This is a genomic window from Streptomyces sp. NPDC042102 (genome assembly GCF_055582305.1).
In genome coordinates this window covers 667,573-688,593 of the sequence record NZ_JBVJDL010000002.1, presented here as the reverse complement: position 1 = coordinate 688,593, position 21,021 = coordinate 667,573, and the positions used below count along the sequence as shown (strand labels likewise).

Genomic DNA, 21,021 nt, shown 5'->3' with positions numbered 1-21,021 from the left:
TAGGGGGCGCGGGGGAGCACGAGGGGCGCACTTCGGCCAAGTGCGTGCGCTGCCAGATGTTGTCCTGTCACACGGCTGACGCATCCTCACCGATGTGGCTAACATCACGCCAACCCGGCGAAGCTGTCGTGGGTTTGGGGTGACGGAGGTTCGACGTGCTGCCAGCTCGAGGTGGGACCGGCCGGAAAGTCATGGTCTGGGGCATTCGTACCACCTGGAACACCGTGGGCGACGGGGAGTTCTTCTGCCCGGCCTGCGGGGGCGACCGCAACTACCGCAGGCGCACCGGACGCCGCCGGTTCACGGTCCTCGGGGTGCCGCTGCTCCCGCGCGGGGCGATCGGCCCGGTCGTCGAGTGCGGGGCGTGCCGGGACCGCTTCGACACCGAGGTCCTGGACCACCCGACGACCACGCGGCTGTCGGCGATGCTGCGCGACGCCGTGCACACGGTGACGCTGGCGGTGCTGGCGGCGGGCGGCACGGCGTCCCGCTCGGCGCTGGAGGCGGCGGTGGCGTCCGTACGGGCGGCGGGCTTCCAGGACTGCTCGGAGGAGCAGCTGGAGAGCCTGGTCGCGGCGCTGACCGTGGAGGAGGGCCGCCTGCCGGGTCTCTACGACGGCCCGGAGTGCTGCGGGGCGGCCCTGTCGATCGAGCTCCACGAGGCCCTCGAACCGCTGGCCCCGCACCTGGCGGCGGTGGGCCGCGAGTCGCTGCTCCTGCAGGGCGCGCGCATCGCCCTCGCGGACGGCCCGTACACGCCGGCCGAGCGCGAGGTCCTGGCGACGGTGGGCGCGGCGCTCCGGCTGGACAGCGACGAGGTGGCCCGCCTGCTGGCGGGGGTCTGGCTCCGGTGACCCCGTCCCCCCGGACGGTGGGGGAATCGGTTCCGGGCCTCTCGACCCGGTCGGCCGGGGCGGCGGAAAACCGTCCAAAGCGCCCGCCGCGCACGTAACGATCCGGCCTCGGGAGCGGTTCTCGGCCAGGTTCGGGCGCCGCGGAGGCGCGGGGGCCGGGGTGCGGTGTCCACCCCTCGGACAGCCGCGGCGGGGGCTTCGGGTGTGCTGGGGGCGGCAGTCGCCGGGCGAACTCGCCTGGTCAGCGCCGCCCCCTTCGTCATCGCGCGGCGTGAGCCGCCCTTCCGGCGGCCGTTGCGCTTACCTCGGCGATCCGCACTCCCGCCACTGGCGGAACCTCCAGAAACTCGCCGTCGAGCCTTCAACAATTTGTGGAAGTCGACGATATCTGTGAGGCCCCCCACAGGCGTTCAATTCCGGTCACACGACGAGACGCCGCCGGTAACACAGCGGGGCTTCGATTCACGTGAACGCACTGACAACCCTGGCGGAAAACGGGATGACGACCCACTCCGGCCAGGGATAACCAGATCTCCTCTCACTTACCTACCTTGAAGGGCTAGGCAGAGATGGCACGTGTCGCCGCCCGGCTTTCCGCGAACGGAGAGCAGAGCACGCACCCGGTCGACGAGGTGCTCCCCCTTCCCAAGCTCGCCCTCTACGGCTTCCAGCACGTCCTCGCGTTCTACGCGGGCGCGGTGATCGTGCCGATCATCGTCGGTGGCGCCCTGGGGCTGAGCAAGGCCGAGCTGGTCTACCTGATCAACGCGGACCTCTTCACCTGCGGTATCGCCTCGATCATCCAGGCCCTCGGCATCGGCCGGATCGGCGCGCGCCTGCCCCTGATCCAGGGCGTCACCTTCACCGCCGTGTCGCCGATGATCGCCATGGGTCTCGGCGCGGGCGGCGGCACCGCCGCGCTGCTGGTCATCTACGGCGCCGTCATCACCGCGGGCATCGCGACCTTCGCCTTCGCCTGGCTGCCCGCCAAGGCCTTCCGGGCCGTGATGCGGGTCTTCCCGCCCGTGGTGACCGGCACGGTCATCACCGTCCTCGGCATCGTCCTGATCCCCGTCGGCCTCAACGACGCGGCCGGGGGCCTGGGCAGCCCGGACTTCGGTGACCCGAAGAACTTCGCGTACGCCGGCGGCACGATGCTCTTCATCCTCGTGCTGATGAAGCTCGGCCGCCCCTTCCTCTCCTCCATCGCGATCCTGCTCGGACTCGTCGGCGGTACCGCGGTCGCCTTCCTGCTCGGCGACGCCTCGTTCGGCGACGTCGGCGAGGCGGACTGGATCGGCGTCACCACGCCCTTCCACTTCGGGATGCCGAAGTTCGAGTGGTTCCCGATCGTGCTCATGCTGATCGTCATGCTGATCACGATGGTCGAGACGACCGGTGACACCTACGCCGTCGGCGACATCGTCGGCAAGGAGGTCGACAGCGAGACCGTCGCCCGCGCCCTGCGCGCCGACGGCGCCGCCACCGCGCTGGGCGGTGTCCTGAACTCCTTCCCGTACGTGGCCTTCGCCGAGAACGTCGGTCTGGTCCGGATGACCAAGGTCAAGAGCCGGTTCGTGGTCGTCGCCGCCGGTGTGTTCATGATCGTCCTGGGTCTGCTGCCGAAGGCCGCGGCGGCCGTCGCCTCCGTCCCGCACGCGGTGCTCGGCGGCGCGGCGACCGTGATGTTCGGGATGGTGGCCCTGGCCGGTATCCAGACGCTGGCCAAGGTCGACCTCAAGGAGGAGAAGAACGCACTGGTCGTCGCGGTCTCGCTGGCCGCGGCCCTGCTGCCCGCCACCGTGCCGGTCTTCTTCAAGGACCACATGGACGCCGACCTCTCCTCGCTCCTGAACAGCGGTGTGACGCTGGGCGCCGCGGCTGCGATCATCCTGAACCTGATCTTCAACGGGCCGGCCAAGGACGACGCCCAGACCGCGGTCCTCGACGGACCCGCGGCCGTACCCCCGCAGACCGGCAGGGCCGACAGCACCGACGAGGCCGGCAGCGCCCCCAAGGCCGACAGCGCCGCCGAGGCCGACAGTGACCCCAAGGCCGACGCCGACGCCGTCGAGGGCGAGCCCACGCCCGCCTCCTGAGCCTCCCAAGGGGTGACGGCCCCCCGCCCGGTACCAGCGACCGGGCGGGGGGCCGTCGCTGTCCCCGGGAGCGGTGACAATGGGGCCATGAGTCTGTTCCGCGACGACGGCATCGTGCTGCGCACCCAGAAGCTGGGTGAGGCGGACCGCATCATCACGCTCCTGACCCGCGGCCACGGGCGGGTGCGCGCGGTGGCGCGCGGGGTGCGGCGCACGAAGTCCAAGTTCGGCGCCGGGCTGGAACCTTTCTCCCATGCCGACGTGCAGTTCTTCGCCCGCGGCAGCGATCTGGTCGGCCGCGGTCTCCCGCTGTGCACCCAGACCGAGATCATCTCCCCGTACGGCAACGGCATCGTCACCGACTACGCCCGCTACACCGCCGGCACCGCGATGCTGGAGACCGCCGAGCGGTTCACCGAGAACGAGGGCGAGCCGGCCGTCCAGCAGTACCTGCTGCTGGTGGGCGCGCTGCGCACGCTGGCGCGCGGTGAGCACGAGCCGCACCTGATCCTGGACGCCTTCCTGCTGCGCTCCCTGGCCGTCAACGGCTACGCGCCCAGCTTCGAGAACTGCGCGAAGTGCGGGATCCACGGCCCCAACCGGCACTTCTCCGTCGCCGCGGGCGGGGTCATATGCGGGGACTGCCGGGTGCCCGGCAGCGTCGTACCCTCGTCGGAGGCCATCGCCTTGCTCAGCGCCCTGCTGACGGGCGACTGGGCCCACGCGGACGCGTGCGAGGCGCGCCACGTGCGGGAGGGGAGCGGGCTGGTTTCCGCCTACTTGCACTGGCATCTGGAGCGCGGGCTACGCTCCCTGCGTTACGTCGAGAAATAGGAGCTGGGCACATGGCACGACGCGGGATCCTGGGACGCCGCCGCGACGACTACAAGCTTCCCGAGCCGCACCCCTCCGGTGAGCGCCCGCCGAAGATCCCGAGCGACCTGGTCCCGAACCACGTCGCGGTGGTCATGGACGGCAACGGCCGCTGGGCCAAGGAGCGCGGTCTGCCCCGCACCGAGGGTCACAAGGTCGGCGAGGGCGTCGTGCTCGACGTGCTCAAGGGCTGTCTGGAGATGGGCGTCAAGAACCTCTCGCTGTACGCCTTCTCGACGGAGAACTGGAAGCGCTCGCCCGACGAGGTGCGCTTCCTGATGAACTTCAACCGTGACGTCATCCGGCGCCGCCGCGACGAGATGAACGAGCTGGGCATCCGGATCCGCTGGGTCGGGCGGATGCCGAAGATGTGGAAGTCGGTCGTCCAGGAGCTCCAGGTCGCCCAGGAGCAGACCGTCGGCAATGACGCGATGACCCTGTACTTCTGCGTCAACTACGGTGGCCGTGCGGAGATCGCGGACGCGGCGCAGGCCATCGCCCGCGACGTGGCGGCCGGCCGGCTGGACCCGTCGAAGGTCAACGAGAAGACCCTCGCGAAGTACATGTACTACCCGGACATGCCGGACGTGGATCTGTTCCTGCGCCCCAGCGGCGAGCAGCGGACCTCCAACTACCTGCTCTGGCAGAGCGCGTACGCCGAGATGGTCTTCCAGGACGTGCTGTGGCCGGACTTCGACCGCCGTGACCTGTGGCGGGCCTGCCTGGAGTACGCGCAGCGCGACCGCCGCTTCGGCGGAGCGGTGCCCAACGAGGTCCCCGGCCAGGCGACCGGCTCCTGACCGGCACGCCGGGCCTCGCCCCCGCCCTGCCCAGTTCCTGACGGGCGGGGCGGGCACAGGGGTCCTGACCTGCGCCGTAGGCTTCATCCATGACTTCGGGTGGGGAACACACGATGACGGGCCGCAGTGTCGAACTCGTCTACCGGACCACGGCTGCCGACGTGGCGGCGGCGCTGCGCACCCGGGCGGGCCACACGCCCGCCGGGCGCCGGCAGCGGCTGAGACTGACGGTGCTGGGGGTGGTGATGCCGATGCTCACGGCAATGCTGGCGCAGTCGGAGGGGGCGTTCGCCGCCCCCGTCGTGGTCTGCGGACTGGTGACCCTGGTGGTGTGGGCCCTCGTGGGGTTCGGTCCCGAGCTGCAGGCCCGGGCGCTGGCCCCGGCACTGGCCGGCGCCGGGGAGACCCGGACCCTCGTGGACGACTCGGGCCTGTGCATCGCCACCGCAGGCACGCGGACCCGGATCGCGTGGTCGGCGCAGCCGTCGTACGTCGAGACCGATGACCTGTTCCTGATGCTCAGCGACGATCCCCGCGGTGTGCGGATGACCATCCTGCCCAAGCGGGGCGCGCCGGACGCGGCGGACGTGGACCAGCTGCGCAGCCTGCTGTACCGGAACCTCAAGAGGCTCTAGGGGTGTCCCGTCGGCGCCGGCGGACGTCAGCCCGCCGCCGCGCAGTCCGCGCAGGTGCCGAAGATCTCCACGGTGTGGGCGACGTTCACGAAGCCGTGCTCGGCGGCGATCGTGTCGGCCCACTTCTCGACGGCCGGGCCCTCCACCTCCACGGCCTTGCCGCACTTGCGGCAGACCAGGTGGTGGTGGTGCTCGCCGGTCGAGCAGCGCCGGTAGACGGCCTCGCCGTCGCTGGTGCGCAGTACGTCGACCTCGCCGGCGTCGGCGAGGGACTGGAGGGTGCGGTAGACGGTGGTCAGGCCCACGGAGTCGCCGCGGTGCTTGAGCATGTCGTGCAGCTCCTGGGCGCTGCGGAACTCGTCCACCTCGTCCAGAGCGGCCGCCACGGCGGCACGCTGCCGGGTGGATCGCCCTCGTACTGGCGCGGTATTCATCTCGCCAGGCGCAGTCGCCACCGGTTCCTCCTCATTTCGGGGCCCGGGTCGGGCCTTGGGGCCATTGTGCCAGGACCCTAGACCTTCACATCGTCCTGCGTGCAGACCTCCTCGGCGGCGAGCGCGGCGCGTGCGCGCCTTCTGGCCAGGGGCGCGGACAGGGCGGTCGTCGCGAGGAAGACCGCGATGGCGATCAGCACGATCGTGGCGCCCGAGGGCACGTCGATGTAGTACGTGACGGCGGTGCCGCCGAGGGAGACGGCCATGCTGATGGCGATGGCCACGCCGAGGGTGGTGGCGAAGCCGCGGGTGAGGCGCTGGGCGGCGGCGACCGGGATCACCATCATGGCGCTGACCAGCAGCAGGCCGACGATGCGCATCGCGACGGTGACGGTGACGGCGGCGGTGACGGCGATCAGCAGGTTCAGGGCGCGCACCGGCAGACCGGTGACCTTGGCGAATTCCTCGTCCTGGCAGACGGCGAAGAGCTGGCGGCGCATGCCGATGGTGACGGCGACGACGAAGGCGGTGAGGATCATCATCGCCGTGACGTCCTCGGCGGCGACCGTCGTGATCGAGCCGAACATCGCGCTGAGGAGGTTGGTCGTGGATCCGCCCGGCGCCAGGTTGATGATCATCACACCGCCGGCCAGGCCGCCGTAGAAGAGCATCGCGAGCGCGACGTCGCCGCTGGTCTTCCCGTGCGAGCGGATGAGCTCCATGCCGACGGCGCCGAGGACGGCGACCAGGGTGGCCATCCACACCGGGCTGGTGTTGAGCAGGAAGCCGAGGGCGACGCCGGTCATCGCGACGTGGCCGAGGCCGTCGCCCATGACGGCCTGGCGGCGCTGGACGAGGTACGTGCCGATGGCGGGCGCGGCGAGGCCGACGAGGCCCGCGGCGATGAGGGCCCGCTGCATGAAGGCGGTGGTCAGGATGTCCATCAGCTCAGCAGTCCCGTCCGGAGCGGCTCGGCGTCGTGCGCCGCGTGGGGGTGTACGTGGTCGTGGCCGGGCAGGGCGTGCTGGCCCACGGCCTCCGGGGGAGGTCCGTCGTGCACCACGCAGCCGTCGCGCAGTACCACCGCGCGGCTGATCAGCGGCTCCAGCGGACCGAGTTCGTGCAGGACGAGCAGGACGGTGGCCCCGGCCCGGACCTGCTCGCGCAGGGCGCGCGCCAGGACTTCCTGGTTGGCGAGGTCCACGCCCGCCATCGGCTCGTCCATGATCAGGAGTTCGGGTTCGACGGCGAGCGCGCGGGCGATGAGGACCCGCTGGTGCTGGCCGCCGGAGAGGGCGTTGACGGAGGCGTCCGCGTGGCCGTCCATGTCGACGAGGGCCAGCGCGCGGTCGACGGCGGCCCGGTCGGCCTTGCGGAGCAGGCCGAAGCGGCTGCGGGCGAGCCGGCCGGCGGAGACGACCTCGCGGACGGTGGCGGGGACGCCGCTGGCGGCGGTGGTGCGCTGGGGCACGTACCCGATGCGCGACCAGGCACGGAAGCGCTTGAACTCCGTACCGAAGAGGGACAGCTCGCCGCTGCTCAGCGGGACCTGGCCGACCACCGACCGGACGGCGGTGGACTTGCCGGAGCCGTTGGCGCCGAGCAGCGCGACGACCTCGCCGCGGTGCACGGTGAGGTCGATCCCGCGCAGCACGGGGCGCGAGCCGAGCGAGGCCGAGGCCCCGCGCAGGGATATGACGGGCTGGTCCGCGGCCGCTTCGGGCTTGGACTGCATGGCGCGCGCCTCCGTTGCTACTGCCATTACGGGGTACCGAGGGCCTTCTGGAGGTTCTTGAGGTTGGACCGCATGACCTCGAAGTAGTCGGTGCCCTGGGACTTGTCGGTGATCCCCTCGAGCGGGTCGAGGACATCGGTCTTCAGGCCCGTGTCGGCCGCGAGGGTCTTGGCGGTCTTGTCGCTGGCCAGGGTCTCGAAGAACACGGTGGAGACATTCTCCTTCTTCGCGACGGTCTGGAGCTCCTTCATGCGCGCCGGGCTCGGCTCGGACTCGGGGTCGACGCCGGAGATGCCCTCCTGGTCGAGGCCGTAGCGCTCGGCGAGGTAGCCGAAGGCGGAGTGGGTCGTGATGAACGTCTTGGTGGTGGTGTTCTTCAGGCCGTCCTTGAACTCGGTGTCCAGGGCGGTCAGCTTGGTCAGGAGTTCGTCGGTGTTCTTCTTGTAGTCCGCCGCGTGGCCGGGGTCGGCCTTCTCCAGGGCCGCGCCCACGCCCTTGGCGATCTCCGCGTACTTGACCGGGTCGAGCCAGACGTGCGGGTCCTGGCCGGCCTCGCCGTGGGCGTGGTCGTGGCCCTCCTCGGAGTGGCCCTCCTCGGCGCCGTGGTCGTGGCCACCGCCGCCGTGCGCTTCGAGGCTGGTGAGGGTGGCGGCGTCGACGACGGTCTTCACGCCGGACTGGGCGACGGCCTTGTCGACGGCGGGCTGGAGGCTCTTGAGGTAGAGGACCACGTCGGACTCACCGAGCGCGGCGGTCTGCTTGGGGGAGATCTCCAGGTCGTGCGGCTCCACGCCCGGCTTGGTCAGGGTGCCGACCGTGACGTGGTCCTTGCCGATCTGTTCGGCGAGGAACTGCAGCGGGTAGAACGACGCCGTGACGGCGAGCTTGCCGTCCTGGCTTCCGCCGGCGGCGGTCGCTCCGGAGCAGGCGGTCAGGGCCGTGGCGCCGAGGGCGACGGCTCCGGTGAGGGCGGCTGCGGGTATGAGGCGTCGTACGTTCATGACATCCATTTTCATCAAAGATGGAAACGGTTGTCAAAAACCCTGGTGAGGGGCCTGGGGACGGGGAACCGATTTGAAAGGGAGGGTGCGGGCGCCGGTAACCTGAGGCATTCGCGTTCGTCCTCGTAATGAAGAGAGCATCGTGGCCGCCGACAAGATCGACACCATCGTCAGCCTGAGCAAGCGCCGTGGCTTCGTTTTCCCGTGCAGTGAGATCTACGGCGGTTCCAAGGCCGCCTGGGACTACGGCCCGCTCGGTGTCGAGCTCAAGGAGAACATCAAGCGCCAGTGGTGGAAGGCGATGGTCACCGGGCGTGAGGACATCGTCGGTATCGACTCGTCCGTGATCCTGGCCCCCGAGGTGTGGGTCGCCTCCGGTCACGTCGCGACCTTCTCCGACCCGCTGACCGAGTGCACCTCCTGCCACAAGCGCCACCGCGCCGACCACCTGGAGGAGGCCTACGAGGCCAAGCACGGCCGCCTGCCCGAGAACGGCCTGGCGGACGTCAACTGCCCCAACTGCGGTGTGAAGGGCCAGTTCACCGAGCCCAAGCAGTTCTCCGGCATGCTGGAGACCCACCTCGGCCCGACCCAGGACACCGGTTCCAAGGCGTACCTGCGTCCCGAGACCGCCCAGGGCATCTTCACCAACTTCGCCGTGGTCCAGCAGACCTCCCGCAAGAAGCCGCCCTTCGGCATCGCGCAGATGGGCAAGTCCTTCCGCAACGAGATCACCCCCGGCAACTTCATCTTCCGCACCCGCGAGTTCGAGCAGATGGAGATGGAGTTCTTCGTCAAGCCGGGCGAGGACGAGCAGTGGCAGGAGTACTGGATGCAGGAGCGGTGGAACTGGTACCGCGACCTCGGCATCCGCGAGGAGAACATCCGCTGGTACGACCACCCGAAGGAGAAGCTGTCCCACTACTCGAAGCGCACCGCCGACATCGAGTACCGCTTCAACTTCGGTGGCAGTGAGTTCTCCGAGCTCGAGGGTGTGGCCAACCGCACCGACTACGACCTCAAGGCCCACTCCGCCGCCTCCGGCCACGACCTCACGTTCTTCGACCAGGAGGCCGGCGAGCGCTACACCCCGTACGTCATCGAGCCGGCGGCCGGCGTGAACCGCGCCATGCTCGCCTTCATGCTCGACGCGTACAACGAGGACGAGGCCCCCAACGCCAAGGGCGTCATGGAGAAGCGCACCGTGATGCGCCTCGACCCGCGCCTGGCCCCGGTCAAGGTCGCCGTGCTGCCGCTGTCCCGCAACGAGAAGCTGTCGCCGAAGGCCAAGGGCCTCGCGGCGGACCTGCGCAGGAACTGGAACATCGAGTTCGACGACGCCGGCGCCATCGGCCGCCGCTACCGCCGCCAGGACGAGATCGGTACGCCGTTCTGCGTCACCGTCGACTTCGACACCCTGGACGACAACGCGGTGACCGTGCGCGAGCGCGACACCATGAAGCAGGAGCGCGTCTCCCTGGACCAGATCCAGGCCTACCTCGGCGCCCGCCTGCTGGGCTGCTAGGTCCTGGGGACAAGATCCCGTCCGGCCGCCCCGAGGGCGGCGGACACGACGGTGGCCCGGTGCGCGAGACGCGCACCGGGCCACCGGTCGTTCGCGGCGGCATCGCCGCTCAGGCGCGCAGGCCCCGGATCACCAGGGCGGTGACGGCCTCGAACTCCGCGGCGATCGTCGGCGAGGTCCACTCCGGTGCGTACTGCGGGTCGTGGAAGCGGCCGGTCGCGTCGAAGACCGCGCGGGCCGCCGCCGGGACGTCGGGCGCGGCCAGGGTGCCGGCGCCGACCCCCTCCTCGATGATCCGTGCCAGCTGGGCGATCAGCTCGTTCAGGTGCGCGTCGACCACGCCGCTGTTCTCGGCGAGCAGCACCGTGTACGTGGCGAACAGCTCCGGCTCGTCGCCCGCCTTGGCCCGCTTGGCCTCGAACAGCGCCTCCAGCCAGGCCTCCAGCCGGGACGGCGCCGGCTGGTCGGCGGCTCCGGCGATCTCCGCCAGCCGGTCCGCGGTCCTGCCCAGCCAGCGGTCGGTGACCGCCTCGCGCAGTGCGGCCTTCGACGGGAAGTGCCGGTAGACGCTGCCATGGCTGACTCCCAGGGCCCGCGCCACGTCCACCACGGTGGCCTTGGCCGGGCCGAAGCGGCGCAGCACCTCCTCGGTCGTCTCGAGGATGCGCTCGGGGGTCAGGGGTTCGGCGGCAGCGGGTGGCATGGGTACGACCGTACCGTCAGCTCAGTGCTCGCTGTCGAGGTGGGCCATCTGCGCCGCCGGGTAGCGCTCGCCGGCCACGGCGTCCGCCGGGACCGCCTCCTCGACGGCCGCGAGGTCCTCGGCGCTCAGGGTGATGTCCAGGGCGCCGAGCGCCTCGGCCAGCCGGTCCCGGCGGCGGGCGCCGACGAGCGGCACGATGTCCTCGCCGCGCGAGAGCACCCAGGCGATGGCGATCTGGGCGACCGAGGCGCCCTTGTCCTCGGCGACCTTGCGCAGCGCCTCGACCAGGTCCAGGTTGCGGGAGAGGTTCTCGCCCTGGAAGCGCGGGCTCATGCCGCGGAAGTCACCCGGGGCCAGCTGCCGGTCCCGGCTGAAGTGGCCGCTGATCAGGCCGCGCGAGAGCACGCCGTAGGCCGTGACGCCGATGCCGAGCTCGCGGGCGGTGGGCAGGATCTCCGGCTCGATGCCGCGCGAGATCAGGGAGTACTCGATCTGCAGGTCCGCGATGGGGGTGACCGCGGCGGCCCGGCGCAGGGTGTCCGCGCCGACCTCGGACAGGCCGACGTGGCGGACGTGCCCGGCCTGGACGGCCTCGGCGATCGCGCCGACGGTCTCCTCGATCGGGACGTCCGGGTCGACGCGGGCGATCCGGTAGATGTCGATGTGGTCCCGGCCGAGCCGCTGGAGGGAATAGGCCAGGAAGTTCCGCACGGCGTCGGGGCGCCCGTCGTACCCGCTGAAGCCGCCCTCGACCGTGCGCAGCGCGCCGAACTTCACGCTGGTCAGCGCCCGGTCGCGGAGCGCCGCGGGCGCGGTCCGCAGAGCCTCGTCGATCAGCAGCTCGTTGTGCCCCATGCCGTAGAAGTCGCCCGTGTCGAGCAGGGTGACGCCGGCGTCGAGGGCCGCGTGGATGGTGGCGATCGACTCGGCGCGGTCGGCCTCCCCGTAGAGGGCGGACATGCCCATGCAGCCCAGGCCCAGCGGGAAGACGGAGGGGCCGGTGCTGCCGAGGGTGCGGTGCGGGCGGGGCTGTGCGGGGGTGTGGGTGTGCGTCGTCATGCCACCAACCATGACATGACCGATGACAGATTTCAATATCTGTCATCGGTCATGCGGAAGGTGATGGACAACGCGTGTGCGGGGTTCGGGTACGGCCGCCGGTTACCGGCCCGGCGCCACCGCCGCGCCGGGGCCGCCCTCGGGGGTGGGTTCCAGTTCGCGGGCGGTGCGCTCGGCCGTCGCCCGGGCCCAGGCGCCCGTGGTGAGCAGCCCCAGGACCAGCACCAGGGCGCCGGAGACCGTGATGATCCACCAGGCCGGGCCGGCCGCCGTGGTGAACTCGTGGCCCCGCGCCAGCCCGGCCGCCAGGACCGAACCGATCACCGCCACCCCCAGGGTGCCGCCGGTCTGCCGGCTGGTGGCGGCGACGGCCGCCGCGACGCCCGCCTGGGAACGCGGCATGCCCGAGACCGCCGTATTGGTGATCGGCGAGTTGACCATGCCGAAGCCCAGTCCGAACAGCAGGAACGCGGCGAGCATCAGGGCGTTCGAGCGCTCCGCCGCGAAGGCGGCGAACAGCAGCCCGCTGCCGCCCATCCCCAGCCCCGCCACCACCAGCGGCAGCCGCGGCCCGCGGGAGGCCACCAGGCGCCCGGACAGCGGCGCGATCAGGCAGGTCACCAGCGCCAGCGGGAGCATCCACAGACCGGCGTGCAGGGCGTCCAGCCCCCGTACGTCCTGCAGGTAGAGGGTGGTCAGGAAGAGCATCCCGGACAGCCCGGCGAACGCGCTGATCGCGATGACCGTCGCGCCGCTGAACGGGGCGCTGCGGAAGAACCGCGGGTCGATCAGCGGATCCGTCCGCCGTGGCTCGTACACCAGGATCCCCACGAAGGAGATCACCGCGACCGCCGCGCAGCCCAGGACCAGCCCGCTGTCCAGCCCCGCCGACGGCGCCTCGATGATCCCGTACGTGATCGATCCCAGCAGGGCCATGATCAGCAGCTGGCCCACCGGATCCGGCCGGCGCGGCCGCGGGGCCCGCGACTCCGGGACGTAGCGCACGGTCAGCGCGAGCGCGACGAGCCCGATCGGCAGGTTGAGCCAGAAGATGGACCGCCAGCCCACCGAGTCCACGAGCACGCCGCCGACGAGCGGGCCGGCCGCCATCGAGATGCCGGCCACACCGCCCCACACGCCGATCGCCCTGGCCCGTTCGGCCGGATCGGTGAAGGTGTTGGCGATGATCGACATGGCGACCGGGTTCAGCATGGCCGCGCCCACCGCCTGGACGGCCCGGAAGGTGATGAGCCATCCGATGTCCGGGGCCAGGGAGCACAGCAGCGAGCCGGCCATGAACAGGACCAGGCCGGCCAGGAACACCTTGCGGCGGCCGATCCGGTCGGCGGTGGAGCCGGCCAGCATCAGGAGGGACGCCATCACCAGGGTGTAGGCGTCGATGGTCCACTGCATGCCCGAGATCGGGGCGTGCAGTTCGCGCCGCATCTGCGGCAGGGCAACGTTCAGGACGGTGTTGTCGAGGCTGACGATCAGCAGGCTCATGCAGCAGATCGCCAGGACGAGCATGCGCCGCCGGGGACTCACCTCGTGCATGCCGCCGATAGTACGGAGACCTGATCACCGCGGCATGCGGGAGAATGGGGGGATGACCACGCTCCCTGACGCCCTCGCGATCGGCCCGCACACCGTGCGGCCGCCGGTGGTGCTCGCGCCCATGGCCGGCATCACCAATGCCCCGTTCCGCACCCTGTGCCGCGAGTTCAGCGGCGGCAAGGGGCTGTTCGTGAGCGAGATGATCACGACGCGCGCCCTGGTCGAGCGCAACGAGAAGACCATGCAGCTGATCCACTTCGACGCGACCGAGACGCCCCGGTCGATCCAGCTGTACGGGGTGGATCCCGCGACGGTCGGCAAGGCCGTCCGGATGATCGTCGAGGAGGACCTCGCCGATCACATCGACCTGAACTTCGGCTGCCCGGTCCCCAAGGTCACCCGCAAGGGCGGCGGCTCGGCCCTGCCGTACAAGCGCCACCTGCTGCGGGCGATCCTCAAGGAGGCCGTGGCCGGGGCCGGCGACCTGCCGGTGACGATGAAGATGCGCAAGGGCATCGACGACGACCACCTCACCTACCTGGACGCGGGCCGGATCGCGGTCGAGGAGGGCGTCACCGCGATCGCGCTGCACGGGCGCACCACCGCCCAGCACTACGGCGGCACCGCCGACTGGGAGGCCATCGCCCGGCTCAAGGAGCACGTGCCGGAGATCCCGGTGCTCGGCAACGGCGACATCTGGTGCGCCGAGGACGCGCTGCGGATGGTCCGCGAGACCGGCTGCGACGGCGTGGTGGTCGGCCGCGGCTGCCTGGGGCGCCCGTGGCTGTTCAACGACCTGGTGGCGGCTTTCGAGGGGCGTACGGAGGACTACACGGCGCCCGGGCTGCGCGAGGTCGCCGGCGTGATGCTGCGCCACGCGACGCTGCTGGGCGAGTGGATCGGCGACGAGGCCCGCGGGGTGATCGACTTCCGTAAACACGTGGCCTGGTACCTCAAGGGCTTCTCGGTCGGTTCCGAGATGCGCAAGAAGCTGGCGGTCACCTCCTCCCTGGCCGAGCTGGACGCTCATCTGAGCGAGCTTGATCTGGACCAGCCCTGGCCCGAGGGTGCGGACGGTCCGCGCGGCCGGACGTCCGGAAACAACCGGGTTGTCCTCCCGGACGGCTGGCTGAAGGATCCGTACGACTGCGCCGGGGTGAGCGAGGACGCCGAGCTGGACACGTCCGGAGGCTGAGAAAACGGCCCCCAGGACCCCCTCGGGCAGCGTGAGATACGCCACGCATGGGTGGGGTTGCGCTCAGATGAGCATGAACATCACGGGTATGACTTCCAAAGGGTGGCACTGGGTGCCACCCTTTGTGCGTTCAAGACTTGAACGCAAATGTATCGATGATCGCTCATCCGAGCGTGATCATGCGACAGGAGCGCATGCTCGCTTCGGCTTGTGAAGGCTCTTCGGAGCTTTTGGCTACCAGTGAGTTACTTTCGATCCATGGGCGCATGGGTGGTTACGGCCATGTGTCGGCCAAGTGGACGTACCCAGAAGCCTTCGATCTGGGTATGTTCCTCGCCGTCAGGGCAGCCACCGAGTCCTCGAGGAGTCGAGACCCGTGTCGGAAAACAAAGATCAGAAGTTCGTCTACGACTTCACTGAGGGCAACCGCGACCTCAAGGACCTTCTCGGCGGCAAGGGTGCCAACCTCGCCGAGATGACCAACCTGGGTCTGCCGGTCCCTCCCGGCTTCACCATCACCACCGAGGCCTGCAAGGTCTACCTGGAGAGCGGCGAGGCCCCGGCCGCGCTGCGCGACGAGGTCAGCGCCCACCTGGACGCCCTCGAGAAGAAGATGGGCAAGAAGCTCGGCCAGTCCGACGACCCGCTCCTGGTCTCCGTCCGCTCCGGCGCCAAGTTCTCGATGCCCGGCATGATGGACACGGTCCTCAACATCGGCCTCTCCGACGCCTCCGTCACCGGCCTCGCCTCCCAGGCCGGCAACGAGCGTTTCGCCTGGGACTCCTACCGCCGCCTGGTCCAGATGTTCGGCAAGACCGTCCTGGGCATCGACGGCGAGCTCTTCGAGGAGGCCCTCGACGAGGCCAAGGCCGCCAAGAAGGTCAGCGTCGACACCGACCTCGACGCCGCCGACCTGAAGAAGCTGGTCACCCGCTTCAAGAAGATCGTCGCCGAGCAGGCCGGCCGCGAGTTCCCGCAGGACGCCCGCGAGCAGCTCGACCTCGCCGTCGAGGCCGTCTTCAACTCCTGGAACACCGACCGCGCCAAGCTCTACCGCCGCCAGGAGCGCATCCCCGGCGACCTGGGCACGGCCGTCAACATCTGCTCCATGGTCTTCGGCAACCTCGGCCCCGACTCCGGCACCGGCGTCGCCTTCACCCGCGACCCCGCCAGCGGCCACCAGGGCGTCTACGGCGACTACCTGCAGAACGCGCAGGGCGAGGACGTCGTCGCGGGCATCCGCAACACGGTCCCGCTCGCCGATCTGGAGCAGCTCGACAAGAAGTCCTACGACCAGCTCATGGACATCATGGAGACCCTCGAGACGCACTACAAGGACCTGTGCGACATCGAGTTCACCATCGAGCGCGGCCAGCTGTGGATGCTCCAGACCCGCGTCGGCAAGCGCACCGCCGGCGCCGCCTTCCGCATCGCCACCCAGCTCGTCGACCAGGGCCTGATCGACGAGGCCGAGGCCCTCCAGCGGGTCAACGGCGCCCAGCTCGCGCAGCTGATGTTCCCCCGCTTCGACGAGTCCGCCCAGGTCACCCGGATCGGCCGCGGCATCGCCGCCTCCCCGGGCGCGGCGGTCGGCAAGGCCGTCTTCGACTCCTACACGGCCGTCAAGTGGTCCCGCTCCGGCGAGAAGGTCATCCTGATCCGCCGCGAGACCAACCCCGACGACCTGGACGGCATGATCGCCGCCGAGGGCATCCTGACCTCCCGCGGCGGCAAGACCTCGCACGCGGCCGTCGTCGCCCGCGGCATGGGCAAGACCTGCGTCTGCGGTGCCGAGGAGCTCGAGGTCGACACCAAGCGCCGCCGGATGACCACCAAGGACGGGCAGGTCATCGAGGAGGGCGACGTCGTCTCCATCGACGGCTCCACCGGCAAGGTGTACCTCGGCGAGGTACCCGTCGTACCGTCCCCGGTCGTCGAGTACTTCGAGGGCCGGATGCACGCGGGCGCCGACGACGCCGACGAGCTCGTCGCCGCCGTCCACCGGGTCATGGCCTACGCGGACCGCGTCCGCCGGCTGCGGGTGCGCGCCAACGCCGACAACGCCGAGGACGCGCTGCGCGCCCGCCGGTTCGGCGCCCAGGGCATCGGCCTGTGCCGCACCGAGCACATGTTCCTCGGTGAGCGCCGCGAGATGGTCGAGCGCCTGATCCTCGCCGACACCGACGGCGAGCGCGAGGAGGCACTCAGTGCCCTCCTGCCGCTCCAGAAGAAGGACTTCGTCGAGCTGTTCGAGGCGATGGACGGCCTGCCCGTCACCGTCCGCCTGTTGGACCCGCCGCTGCACGAGTTCCTGCCCGACATCACCGAGCTCTCGGTGCGCGTCGCCCTCGCCGAGTCCCGCAAGGACGCCAACGAGAACGACCTGCGCCTGCTCCAGGCCGTGCACAAGCTGCACGAGCAGAACCCGATGCTGGGTCTGCGCGGCGTCCGCCTCGGCCTGGTCATCCCCGGCCTGTTCGCCATGCAGGTCCGGGCGATCGCCGAGGCCGCGGCCGAGCGCGCCAACGCCAAGGGCGACCCGCGGGTCGAGATCATGATCCCGCTGGTGGGCACCGTCCAGGAGCTGGAGATCGTCCGCGAGGAGGCCGACCAGGTCATCGCCGAGGTGGAGGCCGCGACCGGCACGAACCTCAAGCTGTCCATCGGCACCATGATCGAGCTGCCCCGTGCCGCGCTGACGGCCGGCCAGATCGCCGAGGCCGCGCAGTTCTTCTCCTTCGGTACGAACGACCTGACCCAGACCGTCTGGGGCTTCTCCCGCGACGACGTCGAGGCCAGCTTCTTCACCGCGTACCTGGAGAAGGGCATCTTCGGGGTCTCGCCCTTCGAGACCATCGACAAGGACGGTGTCGGCTCGCTGGTCCGCAGCGCCGTCCAGGCCGGCCGGGCCACCCGCCCGGACCTGAAGCTGGGCGTCTGCGGCGAGCACGGCGGCGACCCGGAGTCGGTGCACTTCTTCCACGAGGTGGGCCTCGACTACGTCTCCTGCTCGCCGTTCCGGATTCCGGTGGCGCGTCTGGAGGCCGGCCGCGCGGCCGCCGAGGCAAAGGGCTCCGACAGCCGCTGACCCTTACAGCGCCCCACTGACCGCGTCCGCCCCCGGGTTCCCTGACCCCCGAGGGCGGACGCGCAATTTTTTGTTGTTCAACAAATCTTTACGGCAGCAGGCGGCGGACGGATCCCCACCCGTCCACCGCCTGCTGTCAATCTGCCGGGCACGTCGGCGCTTCCCGGGGCGACCGACCGCCAGGCCCCGCAAAGCCCCCCACGGCCTTCGCGGAGCGTTTCGGTCGCACCGGAGTGTGCTCGGCGGAGTACAGGATTTCGGTTGTCACGCCCCTGCCGAAAGGGGTTTCAACTGTGGCCGAAAGGGCGTGGTGACGTCGTGTGACGGCGTGCATACTCATGGGGCGGGGGGATTGCGGTTGCACAGGTGGGGGTTCGGTGCTGCGTATCCATTTCACTGGAGTGGACCTGGCACGCGTACGGATGGCAGGGCGTCCCGATGCGTTGTGGGAAACGATTCTTAGTTTTCACCGTTTAAGAGACCGGCGTGACGCCCGGTTGTTCGGTGAATGGCGTACTGAAACGCGGAGCCGGTTGAATACTGAAACACGGCTCCTAGGTGCGCTCATACCGAGTCGTGGCTATTTCCCCGATTTTCTGACTCCTGTTGAGGGGCAGTACGGGTGGGACGTCGGCCTCGACGCGTTGCGCGGGATACGCGCGGAGCGGTTGCGGCGCGAGTTGTCCTTGGTGGGCGGTGGCGGTCCGCCGACGCCGCGGCTGCGGGAGTTCGCCGACGGCGGGCCCCGGCAGCTGCCGCGGCTGCTGGGGGAGCTGCGCGGCTACCACCGGGCGGCCGTGGAGCCGTACTGGACGCACATACAGGCCCAGATCGAGGCGGAGCGGGCCGCGCGCGGCCGGGCGCTGCTCGACGGCGGCGCGGACGAGCTGCTGGCCTCGCTGCCGCCGATGCTGCGCTGGCGGGCGCCGGTCCTGGAGTGCGACTACCCGGTGGACCGCGACGTGCGGCTGCGCGGGCGCGGGCTGCTGCTCCAGCCGTCGTTCTTCTGCCGGCGCACCGCCGTGACGCTGCACGACCCGCAGCTGCCGCCGGTGCTGGTCTATCCGGCGGCGGCGCACCTGGCCTCCGCGCCCACCGGCCCGGAGGCGATCCGTCCGGCCGTGCTGGAGGACCACCGCCAGCGCACCCTCGGCAAGCTGGTCGGCCACACCCGCTCGGTGGTCCTGCGGGCCATCGGGGACGGGGCGACCACCAGCGAGCTGGCCCGCCGCGCCGGGGTCTCGCTGGCCTCCGCGAGCCAGCACGCGTGCGTGATGCGCGAGGCGGGCCTGGTGACCACCCTGCGCCGGGGCAACGCGGTGCTCCACACGGTCACCCCGCTGGGCGCGGCCCTCCTCAAGGGCGGGGCCGTGGCCTCGTAGGGCCGCGCGGAGCGACGGGCCGCGCCCCCGCCCCCCGAAACGGGGACGGGGGCGCGGCCCGCGGGCGGTGCTCAGGTACGGAAGGGGCCGGTCACCTCGTAGGTGATGCCGGCCGTCGAGCTGCCGCTCGTACCGCGCTGGCTGGAGAAGTACAGGCGGTTGCCGGCGGGGGAGAAGGCCGGGCCGGTGATCTCCGACGAGGACTGGCCGGTGATCCGCAGGAACGGCGCGACCACGTCGTCCGGGGTGATCACGCAGATCTCCATGTTGCCGCCGTCCTCGGCGATGTACAGGTCGCCGTAGGAGGAGCCGGTGACGTTGTCCACGCCGGTCAGCGGGGCCCCGCCGGAGACGAGCGAGTCGTCGTAGGCCAGCTCGTAGGTGTTGTTCGCCACGTTGAGCTGCCAGACCCGGTTGTCGCCCTTGGTGGTGAACCAGACCGTGTCGTTGGCGTAGTGGCAGCCCTCGCCGCCGTTGAACTTCTTCGCGCCCGAGACCTGGCTGCGGGTGGCGGTCGGCGAACCGTCCGGGTCGGGCACGTTCACCCAGGTGAAGGAGCCCGAGGTGGCCGTGCCGGCCTTGAGGACCTGGAGGGTGCCGGAGGAGAGGTTGCCCCAGGTGGTGGGGACGAAGCGGTAGAAGCAGCCGCTGGACTCGTCCTCGGTCAGGTAGATGACCTTGCGGACCGGGTCGGCGGCCGCCGCCTCGTGCTTGAAGCGGCCCATCGCGGGGCGCCGGACGGCGGCCATGATGCCGTACGGGTCGGTCTCGTAGACGTAGCCGCGGCTGACCTCCTCGCAGGAGAGCCAGGTGTTCCACGGGGTCTTGCCGCCCGCGCAGTTCTGCCGGGTGCTGCCGAGGATGCGGTACGCGCCGGTGATCGTGCCGGCGGAGTCGAACTTCACGGCGCTCGCGCCGCCGGAGGGGTCGATCTCCGAGTTGGACACGTAGATCCAGCCCTGGCCGTCGGCGAAGCACGCGCCGCCGTCGGGCGCGCTGTGCCAGGTGTACGAGGTGCCGCTGACGGTCTGCCCGGAGCGGGCGATGACGCGGCTGGTGAAGCCGCTGGGGAGCATGATGCCGTTCGCGTCCGCCGCGCCCAGGGCCCCGTAGGGGCCGGGGCCGGGCTGAGCCGGCGCTGCGTAGGCCGCGCCGTGCATCAGCGTGCCGCCGAAGGCGGCGGCCGACGTGCCGATGGCGGCACCACGCAGGAAGGTACGACGTTCCACGGTCACTCCTGTGGGAGGGGAGCCCCGCGGGCCGGCCGGCCCGTGAGGTCGCGCGCGTCGAGGAACCTAGGAGTCCAGAGTTGACTGGACATCAACACCTCATGACGCACGAGCGACCGGCGTGCGGTCAATTCCCCAGCAGTGACTTCCGTGGTCCGGACCGAGGCGCCGCCGCGGGGGACGGACCCGGCACCCGGGCGGTTTTCCGGACTTTCCGCCCCGGGGCGGAGCCGGCATCCGGCTGCTCGGCCCCTGCGTCACCCGGATCGCCCCGCACGCCGCCCTGCGGCTCCCTCCACCCGCCTGACCTGCACTTCCTCTCCCGCCGGAGATTTTTTTGAAGAAATCTCGCGGGGAGCGATGAGTTTCCCCGGCTCCCGCGGTCCACCTCTCGACAGCGCACACCGCGCGGGACGAGAGAGAAGAGAGAGACACCGAGATGTCCGCCACCATGATCTTCGTGAACCTGCCCGTCAAGGACCTGGACGCCAGCAAGGCCTTCTGGGTCGAGCTCGGCTACTCCTTCAACGAGCAGTTCACCGACGAGACCGCCGCCTCGCTCGTCATCAGCGACACGATCTTCGCGATGCTGCTGACCGAGGCCAAGTTCAAGGAGTTCACCCACAAGTCCATCACCGACACCGCCACCAGCACCGAGGTGCTGCTGTGCCTGAGCAACGAGAGCCGCGAGGCCGTCGACGCCCTCGTCGACAAGGCCGTGGCCGCCGGCGGCACCGAGCCGCGCCCGGCGATGGACCTCGGCTTCATGTACAACCGCACCTTCGAGGACCTCGACGGCCACACCTGGGAGATCATGTGGATGGACCCGGCCGCCGTGCAGGGCTGAGCGGTTCA

At 70.5% G+C, this 21,021-nt stretch carries 18 protein-coding genes; 10 read left to right on the top strand and 8 right to left on the bottom strand.

Features of this window, described 5'->3' with window-relative positions; all coding sequences use genetic code 11:
• The first annotated feature begins 155 nt into the window (after positions 1-155).
• From ACZ6KO_RS11165 to ACZ6KO_RS11145, 5 genes are all read left to right on the top strand, one after another.
• Entirely contained in the window at positions 156-854 is a 699-nt protein-coding gene (locus ACZ6KO_RS11165; RefSeq protein ID WP_401448640.1) for a TerB family tellurite resistance protein, read from the top strand.
• A gap of 569 nt (positions 855-1,423) precedes the next feature.
• On the top strand, positions 1,424-2,953 hold the full coding sequence (locus ACZ6KO_RS11160; protein ID WP_469302967.1) for a nucleobase:cation symporter-2 family protein: 1,530 nt from the start codon (positions 1,424-1,426) through the stop codon (positions 2,951-2,953).
• A gap of 87 nt (positions 2,954-3,040) precedes the next feature.
• Entirely contained in the window at positions 3,041-3,787 is a 747-nt protein-coding gene (gene recO / locus ACZ6KO_RS11155) for a DNA repair protein RecO (RefSeq protein WP_469302965.1), read from the top strand.
• Between the two features lie 11 nt (positions 3,788-3,798).
• Positions 3,799-4,626, top strand: a complete 828-nt coding sequence (locus ACZ6KO_RS11150) for an isoprenyl transferase (protein ID WP_469302962.1) — start codon at positions 3,799-3,801, stop codon at positions 4,624-4,626.
• A 113-nt stretch (positions 4,627-4,739) separates the two neighbouring features.
• Positions 4,740-5,261 (top strand): YcxB family protein, encoded by a 522-nt coding sequence (locus ACZ6KO_RS11145; protein ID WP_469302959.1) that lies wholly within the window; start codon positions 4,740-4,742, stop codon positions 5,259-5,261.
• A 26-nt stretch (positions 5,262-5,287) separates the two neighbouring features.
• On the opposite strand, the gene ACZ6KO_RS11140 is transcribed toward ACZ6KO_RS11145, so the two are convergent.
• Genes ACZ6KO_RS11140 through ACZ6KO_RS11125 form a run of 4 tightly spaced genes read right to left on the bottom strand, consistent with a single transcriptional unit; the run spans position 5,288 to position 8,431 of the window.
• Positions 5,288-5,716 (bottom strand): Fur family transcriptional regulator, encoded by a 429-nt coding sequence (locus ACZ6KO_RS11140; RefSeq protein WP_469302958.1) that lies wholly within the window; start codon positions 5,714-5,716, stop codon positions 5,288-5,290.
• Positions 5,717-5,772: 56 nt separating this feature from the next.
• The gene (locus tag ACZ6KO_RS11135; RefSeq protein WP_469302955.1) at positions 5,773-6,639 is read right to left on the bottom strand and encodes a metal ABC transporter permease; all 867 of its coding nucleotides are present in this window, start codon (positions 6,637-6,639) and stop codon (positions 5,773-5,775) included.
• Complete coding sequence (locus tag ACZ6KO_RS11130) at positions 6,639-7,457, bottom strand: metal ABC transporter ATP-binding protein (protein ID WP_469302952.1); 819 nt, start codon at positions 7,455-7,457, stop codon at positions 6,639-6,641. Before ACZ6KO_RS11130 ends, ACZ6KO_RS11135 begins: the two co-directional genes overlap by 1 nt.
• Positions 7,457-8,431 (bottom strand): metal ABC transporter substrate-binding protein, encoded by a 975-nt coding sequence (locus tag ACZ6KO_RS11125; RefSeq protein ID WP_469302950.1) that lies wholly within the window; start codon positions 8,429-8,431, stop codon positions 7,457-7,459. The genes ACZ6KO_RS11130 and ACZ6KO_RS11125 overlap by 1 nt, the downstream gene beginning before the upstream one ends.
• A 142-nt stretch (positions 8,432-8,573) precedes the next feature.
• Here ACZ6KO_RS11125 and ACZ6KO_RS11120 point away from each other — a divergent pair, with 142 nt between their 5' ends.
• On the top strand, positions 8,574-9,956 hold the full coding sequence (locus ACZ6KO_RS11120; protein WP_469302949.1) for a glycine--tRNA ligase: 1,383 nt from the start codon (positions 8,574-8,576) through the stop codon (positions 9,954-9,956).
• A gap of 109 nt (positions 9,957-10,065) precedes the next feature.
• Here ACZ6KO_RS11120 and ACZ6KO_RS11115 read toward each other — a convergent pair whose 3' ends face one another.
• From ACZ6KO_RS11115 to ACZ6KO_RS11105, 3 genes are all read right to left on the bottom strand, one after another.
• Positions 10,066-10,659, bottom strand: a complete 594-nt coding sequence (locus ACZ6KO_RS11115) for a TetR/AcrR family transcriptional regulator (RefSeq protein WP_469302947.1) — start codon at positions 10,657-10,659, stop codon at positions 10,066-10,068.
• A 21-nt stretch (positions 10,660-10,680) separates the two neighbouring features.
• Positions 10,681-11,718, bottom strand: coding sequence for an aldo/keto reductase (locus ACZ6KO_RS11110; RefSeq protein ID WP_469302944.1), 1,038 nt, complete (start codon positions 11,716-11,718; stop codon positions 10,681-10,683).
• 102 nt (positions 11,719-11,820) lie between these two features.
• Complete coding sequence (locus ACZ6KO_RS11105; protein ID WP_469302941.1) at positions 11,821-13,272, bottom strand: MFS transporter; 1,452 nt, start codon at positions 13,270-13,272, stop codon at positions 11,821-11,823.
• A gap of 52 nt (positions 13,273-13,324) precedes the next feature.
• Between ACZ6KO_RS11105 and dusB the strand changes: the two genes are divergently transcribed.
• The 3 genes from dusB to ACZ6KO_RS11090 all read left to right on the top strand — a co-directional run bounded on the left by dusB (position 13,325) and on the right by ACZ6KO_RS11090 (position 18,937).
• On the top strand, positions 13,325-14,467 hold the full coding sequence (gene dusB / locus ACZ6KO_RS11100) for a tRNA dihydrouridine synthase DusB (protein ID WP_469302938.1): 1,143 nt from the start codon (positions 13,325-13,327) through the stop codon (positions 14,465-14,467).
• Between the two features lie 376 nt (positions 14,468-14,843).
• On the top strand, positions 14,844-17,555 hold the full coding sequence (ppdK, locus tag ACZ6KO_RS11095) for a pyruvate, phosphate dikinase (protein WP_469302936.1): 2,712 nt from the start codon (positions 14,844-14,846) through the stop codon (positions 17,553-17,555).
• Between the two features lie 377 nt (positions 17,556-17,932).
• Entirely contained in the window at positions 17,933-18,937 is a 1,005-nt protein-coding gene (locus tag ACZ6KO_RS11090) for an ArsR/SmtB family transcription factor (RefSeq protein WP_469302933.1), read from the top strand.
• A 71-nt stretch (positions 18,938-19,008) separates the two neighbouring features.
• Here the strand turns inward: ACZ6KO_RS11090 and ACZ6KO_RS11085 are convergent, their stop codons facing one another.
• Positions 19,009-20,166, bottom strand: a complete 1,158-nt coding sequence (locus ACZ6KO_RS11085) for an alkaline phosphatase PhoX (RefSeq protein WP_469302931.1) — start codon at positions 20,164-20,166, stop codon at positions 19,009-19,011.
• A 439-nt stretch (positions 20,167-20,605) separates the two neighbouring features.
• Here ACZ6KO_RS11085 and ACZ6KO_RS11080 point away from each other — a divergent pair, with 439 nt between their 5' ends.
• The gene (locus ACZ6KO_RS11080) at positions 20,606-21,013 is read left to right on the top strand and encodes a VOC family protein (protein WP_469302929.1); all 408 of its coding nucleotides are present in this window, start codon (positions 20,606-20,608) and stop codon (positions 21,011-21,013) included.
• Positions 21,014-21,021: the final 8 nt, after the last annotated feature.

What these genes read in the sequence shown, in the direction of transcription:
- ACZ6KO_RS11160 (WP_469302967.1), top strand. Translation starts at nt 1,424, where the DNA reads ATGGCACGTGTCGCCGCCCGGCTTTCCGCGAACGGAGAGCAGAGCACG.
- recO (WP_469302965.1), top strand. Translation starts at nt 3,041, where the DNA reads ATGAGTCTGTTCCGCGACGACGGCATCGTGCTGCGCACCCAGAAGCTG.
- ACZ6KO_RS11150 (WP_469302962.1), top strand. Translation starts at nt 3,799, where the DNA reads ATGGCACGACGCGGGATCCTGGGACGCCGCCGCGACGACTACAAGCTT.
- ACZ6KO_RS11145 (WP_469302959.1), top strand. Translation starts at nt 4,740, where the DNA reads ATGACGGGCCGCAGTGTCGAACTCGTCTACCGGACCACGGCTGCCGAC.
- ACZ6KO_RS11135 (WP_469302955.1), bottom strand. Translation starts at nt 6,639, where the DNA reads ATGGACATCCTGACCACCGCCTTCATGCAGCGGGCCCTCATCGCCGCG.
- ACZ6KO_RS11130 (WP_469302952.1), bottom strand. Translation starts at nt 7,457, where the DNA reads ATGGCAGTAGCAACGGAGGCGCGCGCCATGCAGTCCAAGCCCGAAGCG.
- ACZ6KO_RS11125 (WP_469302950.1), bottom strand. Translation starts at nt 8,431, where the DNA reads ATGAACGTACGACGCCTCATACCCGCAGCCGCCCTCACCGGAGCCGTC.
- ACZ6KO_RS11115 (WP_469302947.1), bottom strand. Translation starts at nt 10,659, where the DNA reads ATGCCACCCGCTGCCGCCGAACCCCTGACCCCCGAGCGCATCCTCGAG.
- ACZ6KO_RS11110 (WP_469302944.1), bottom strand. Translation starts at nt 11,718, where the DNA reads ATGACGACGCACACCCACACCCCCGCACAGCCCCGCCCGCACCGCACC.
- ACZ6KO_RS11105 (WP_469302941.1), bottom strand. Translation starts at nt 13,272, where the DNA reads ATGCACGAGGTGAGTCCCCGGCGGCGCATGCTCGTCCTGGCGATCTGC.
- dusB (WP_469302938.1), top strand. Translation starts at nt 13,325, where the DNA reads ATGACCACGCTCCCTGACGCCCTCGCGATCGGCCCGCACACCGTGCGG.
- ACZ6KO_RS11080 (WP_469302929.1), top strand. Translation starts at nt 20,606, where the DNA reads ATGTCCGCCACCATGATCTTCGTGAACCTGCCCGTCAAGGACCTGGAC.